Source organism: Azohydromonas lata NBRC 102462 (assembly GCF_001571085.1).
In the GTDB taxonomy this organism is placed as follows: Bacteria; Pseudomonadota; Gammaproteobacteria; order Burkholderiales; family Burkholderiaceae_C; genus Azohydromonas; species Azohydromonas lata.
Genome location: NZ_BCTC01000194.1, coordinates 1 through 4,954 on the forward strand (window position 1 = coordinate 1; position 4,954 = coordinate 4,954).

The following is a 4,954-nucleotide window of genomic DNA, read 5'->3' on the forward strand; positions in this document are numbered from 1 at the left end:
TGGTAACCGGCGGGCTGCTGCTCGGTGATGGTGTAGCCCGTGGCGTCGGACGGCGGCACGTTGGCAAAGCGGTAGCGGCCGGTCTGGTTCGCTATGGCCGTGGCCGTGATGTCCACCGCTTCGCCCGCGGCGCTGGTGCCCGTGAGGTGCAGCACGACGTTGGCAATGCCGGCATCGCCCGTGTCCGGGGTGCCGCTGTTGTTGGCGTCCTCGAACACGCGCACCGTCACGGCCGCGGCGGCGGGCTTGATTTCGCCGAAGTTGTAGTCGCCCACGTCCCGCACCGGCAGGCTGCCGCTGAGCACCACGCCCGTGACGACGTTGCCGCCATCCAGCGCATTGCCAGGGAAGGTGCCGACGCTGGCCTTGCCGGGCAGGTAGCCCGCGGGCTGGGTCTGGCGGATGGTGTAGCCCGCCGCGTCGGACAGCGGCAAGGCGCCGAAGGTGTAGCGGCCCGGCTGGGCCGTCGGCGTGGCGGTGGCCGCCACCGCATTGCCCTGCGCGTCGGTGCCCGTGATCGTCAGGACCACGTCGGCAATGCCGGCGTCGCCGGTGGCCGGCACGCCGTCGTTGTTGCCGTCCTCGAACACCCGTGCCGTCACGGTGGGGCGCTCCTCGCCGAAGTAGTAGCCGGAACGGGTCTCGCCGTCGGCCACCACGATGCCCGTGAAGGCGTTGCCGCGGCTGCCCCCCGGCACGCTGCCGGGCAGGCTGTTGGAGGTCTTGTAGGTGGTGCCCGGCAGATAGGTCGCGGGCTGGACCTCGGTCACGGTGTAGGTGCCCGCGGCCACCCCGAAGCTCCACGCGCCCGTGACCGGGTCGCTGGTGGTGGTGGCGCTGGCCGAGCCGCTGAGGTTGATCGTGGTGGCGATGCCGGGCTCGTTGTCTTCCTTCGTGCCGTTGCGGTTGAGGTCGTGGAAGACGACGCCTGCGATCAGGCCGGCGCCGACGGTGACGCTGGTGGTCTTGGCGTTGTTGGAGCTGTTGGTGTCGCTGGTGCCGTTGGTGGTCAGCGTGGCGGTGTTGGTGAACACGCGCCCCGTGGCGGGACTGCCGCTCAGGCGCACGGGAATGCGCACCGTGGCCGTGCCGTCCTTGGGCATGGTGCTCATGACGCACTCCACGGTGACCAGGCCGGAGGCGGTCACGGCGGTGCACGAGGGCGTGCCGGGCACGAAGACCGGGCCGGAGGACGTGATGGTCAGGGCCGCCGTGCCGTCGAGCACCATGCCCGCGGGCAGCGTGTCGACGAAATGCGTGTCCATCGCATCGCTGGGCCCGTTGTTGCGCAGGCGCACCAGCCAGTCAAAGCCCGTGCCCGCGCCCACCGTGGCCAGGGGCTGGCTGTCGTTTGCCGCACCGCGGCGAACCGCCGTCTTGGCAAGCACCTCCACGTCGGTCTTGAACAGCACCACCGTGGTGTTCTCATGCTCGGTGTTGTTGCCGCGCAGGCTCACCGGTTCGAAGGCGGCCAGCGTGGGCGAGGCGAAGCCGACGACCGCCGTGGTGCGGAAGCTGCCCACGTCGCGGCCGCGCATGCGCAGCTGCACCGTCTTGCTGCTCTCCTCGGGGCTGGCGTACAGCGGATTCGTCGAGTTGCCGCCCAGGGCGTCGATGCTGCACACCACCTGCGTCGTGACGCTGCAGCGCACGCCGCTGGGCAGCGGCTGCACCACCTCCACGAACTGCGGCGACTGCAGCGGGGAGTTGAGGGTGTTGAAGGTGATCCGCAGGGTCAGGTCTTCCGCCGCGGAGGCGGCGTTGTTGGAGACCTTGACGGAGTAGGTCACCAGCTCGCCGGTGGCCATCGGGTCCACGTTGTCGGTGTTGTCCACCAGGACGTCGTAGACCGGGTCGGTGATCAGGGTGCTCACCGAGGCGACGTTGTCGGAGGTATTGATCTCCGGCGTGTCGCTCTCGACCCGGACGTTGTTGGTGATGGTGGTGCCGCGCAGTGCAGCGAGCGCGCGCACGTTGATCTTCACCGTCTCCTGGGTGCTCGTTCCCGAGGGGGAGCGGCTGATGGAGGGCCAGACGCACTCCACCGTGCGGTTGCCCAGCGTCGTGGCCGTGCCCACCGCCGGTGCCGTCGTGCAGTAGCCGTTGCCGCTGGGTTGCGGCGGGCTCAACAGCACCACGCCCACGGGCAGCGTGTCGGTCATGCGCACGTTGCGCGCCACGGTGGCCGGGCTCTTGTCGGCGGGGTTGAGAACGTTGATGGTGTAGGCCAGCAACTGCCCGGCGGGCACCTGGGTGCTGCCCGTGCCGGAGCTTGCGGTCTTGGTCACCTTCAGGTCCACGCCGGCCTTGAACCAGCCCGGGACGTTCTCAACGGTGTTGTTGGAGCGCAGGGGATCGGCGATGTCCTGCGGAACGGCTGCGACCAGGGTGTTGAACGTCTGGTACGCCGTGCCGTCGGTGGTGAGCGTGCCGTCGGTCACGAAGTGGAAGAGCGACACGCGCAGGCGCGGGCAGTTCACCCCCGCGGTACACGGGGGCAGGCGCCGGATGGAGCAGTCGTTGAACTTGATGTCGGTGCCCGACTTGGACAGCGAGCAGCCCTGCATCTCGGCCACGCCCGGAAAGACTTCCAGGAGCCGTGCCTGCCCGTACAGCGCCTTGGCGAAGGTGTCGGTGAGCTTGATGTTGGTGGACTCCACCGGTGCGCCCAGCGGCGTGTCCTTGCTGTCGTTGACGATCTCGATTTCCCACACCAGGGGCTTGGTGGCGTCCTGGGGGTCGGCGGCCGTCTGGCCCTTGCCCACCACGCGCTTGAGCACGCGGATGTCGGCCTGGTGGGTGTTGTCATGCACGTCCACGCCCGTTTCCACGCAGTCGTTGCCGGTCACGTCGTCCTTGAGCGCGCCCACCGCCGTCAGCTTGGTGCACAGGCGGTTGTTGAGCGTGGTCCCGGATGTCGTTGCCTTCGCAATGAGCGTGACCTGCGGAATGCTGCTGCCGACCTTCACGACCGCGCTGGTCGTGACCGTGCACGTGATGGTTGCGGGCCCCACCACGGTGCCTGAACGGTCGCAGCTGGCGCCGCCGGCCTGCACGCTGGTCACGGTCAGACCGACCGGCAGCGTGTCCGTGAGCGTGATGACCGAGCCCACGGGCAGCGGGCTGGGGCCGAGGTTGGTCGCCGTGAGCGAGTAGCTGAAGGGCTGGTTCAGCGGCACCGCGCTGGAGCCCTTGATCCATGTCATGAGCTTGACGGCGCTCAGGTCGGCACCGTCGCCCACCACGCTGACCTGCGCCTGGGCATCGACGTAGTTGAACGCGGACTGGCGCAGCCGCGCCTCGTTGGTGATCGTGCCGGTCTCCAGCGCGCGCACCGGCACGGTGATGTTGCCCAGGGAGCGGGCCGAACCGGCCGGGCCCGTGCCTGCCTTGATCGTGCAGTTGAGCTGCGCCCCGCCGCCGCCGCCGGGGCTGGAGCAGGTGGTGTTGCCGGTGACGGTGCAGTTCCAGTTGGGCGCGCTGATGTTGCCCAGGTTGGGAATGCAGACCTGGCTGGGCAGCGTGTCCGACATCGTCACGCCGGCCGGGAAGTCGCCGCTGTAGCTGCCCTTGAGGACGTACCTGAAGAGGTCGCCACGCTTGATCGGCGTGGAATCGGTCTCGGTGGCGTTGACCAGCGCCAGGGCCGTGCCCGCGGTGATGGCCATGCTGGGCTGCACGGTGTTGTTGGAGACGCTGCTGTCGTCCACGCCGCCGCCTGCCAGGACGCTGGCCGTGTGCGTCAGCGTCGAGCCGTTGCCCGCGCCGACGACGCCTTGCAGCGTGATGCTCGACGAGGCGTTGACGGCCAGCGCGCCGCCGTCGCACAGCACGACCCGCTGGCTGTCCATGTCGCGGCAGCCGGCTTGCGAGGTCAGCGTGAAGTTGGGCGGCACCGTGTAGCTGACGGTGTGGGCCGGCGAGGCGTTGGGCCCCAGGTTGGTGACGGTGAAGGTGATGGACTGGACGCTGCCGGCAGCCGCCGTGGCGGGCGCGGTGGCGGCCAGGCGCAGATCCGCGCCGGCGTTGACCGTGGTGTTCTGGAACTCCGATTGCGTGCCGCCCACCAGCGAGGCCTCGACCTCCACCTGGCCCTGAACGGTGGTGTCCACATACACCAGCATCTCGACGCTGCCGCCCGCCGGGATGTTGATGCCGGTGCAGGTGAGCTGCTTCTTCGCGGCCTGGTTGGCGATGCTTTCGTTGATCGCCAGGCCCGCGCAGCTCGCGCCGGCAGGCAGGTTGTCCACGCCCGCGTAGCGGCCCGTCGTGCTGGTGGTCAGGAAGCCGAAGTTCAGCTGCACGCCCGTGCGGGCCGCCCCCACGGAGTCGCGCAGCACCACGGTGTAGGTGATGCGGCTGCCCGCGGGTATGCGATCGGTGTCCAGCAACTGGGAAACGATCAGGTCCGCCCGCGCGGCGCCGGCAAAGCCCAGGCCCAGGGCCATGAGCAACATCACGCGCAGCAGCCAGGCACGCAGGAACAGAACGGAACGGCGCAGACAGTCGAATCGCATCGGGCTTTTTCTTCAGGCCAAACCGATCCCTGCCTTCATGCGAAAGCATTCGCAAACACTGCGGTGGGAACGGCTTGACTCGCGGCCGCCAAGCGGCCGGGTGAGGTTCAGTGCATCAAGTTTTTCAAAACAAAACTTTGCACTTCAGACACAACTTTATGTCCTGACACATTGAGATAGGTCGCACCGGCAACCAAAACTTCTTGACTTGATGCCAAAGCTCACGCAATTGCTGCATAAGCGTCGCCGGCAAGATAAAGATCCGAGGCATTCAGCCGAAATAGCTGGAAGGCCACGGCTGCGCCATCCCGGCGCGAATCGCTGGCCGTTTCGCCCGCATTGGATGCGAAGGTAATCATCATGGCGGCGGGCCGGCGGCGCATGCCGCCAGCCCGCAGCGTCCTCAGAACTTGCCCAGCACGTTGAGGAACAGGCCT

2 protein-coding genes are annotated in these 4,954 nt (G+C 68.2%); both read right to left on the reverse strand.

The features are described 5' to 3' along the window. A partial coding sequence (locus ALA01S_RS30135; RefSeq protein ID WP_157119404.1) for an SdrD B-like domain-containing protein occupies positions 1 to 4,517 on the reverse strand: 4,517 nt, incomplete at its 3' end. A gap of 221 nt (positions 4,518 to 4,738) precedes the next feature. Further along, positions 4,739 to 4,954, reverse strand: a 216-nt coding sequence (locus tag ALA01S_RS33770) for a hypothetical protein (protein WP_218011555.1), incomplete at its 5' end; no start/stop codon positions are given.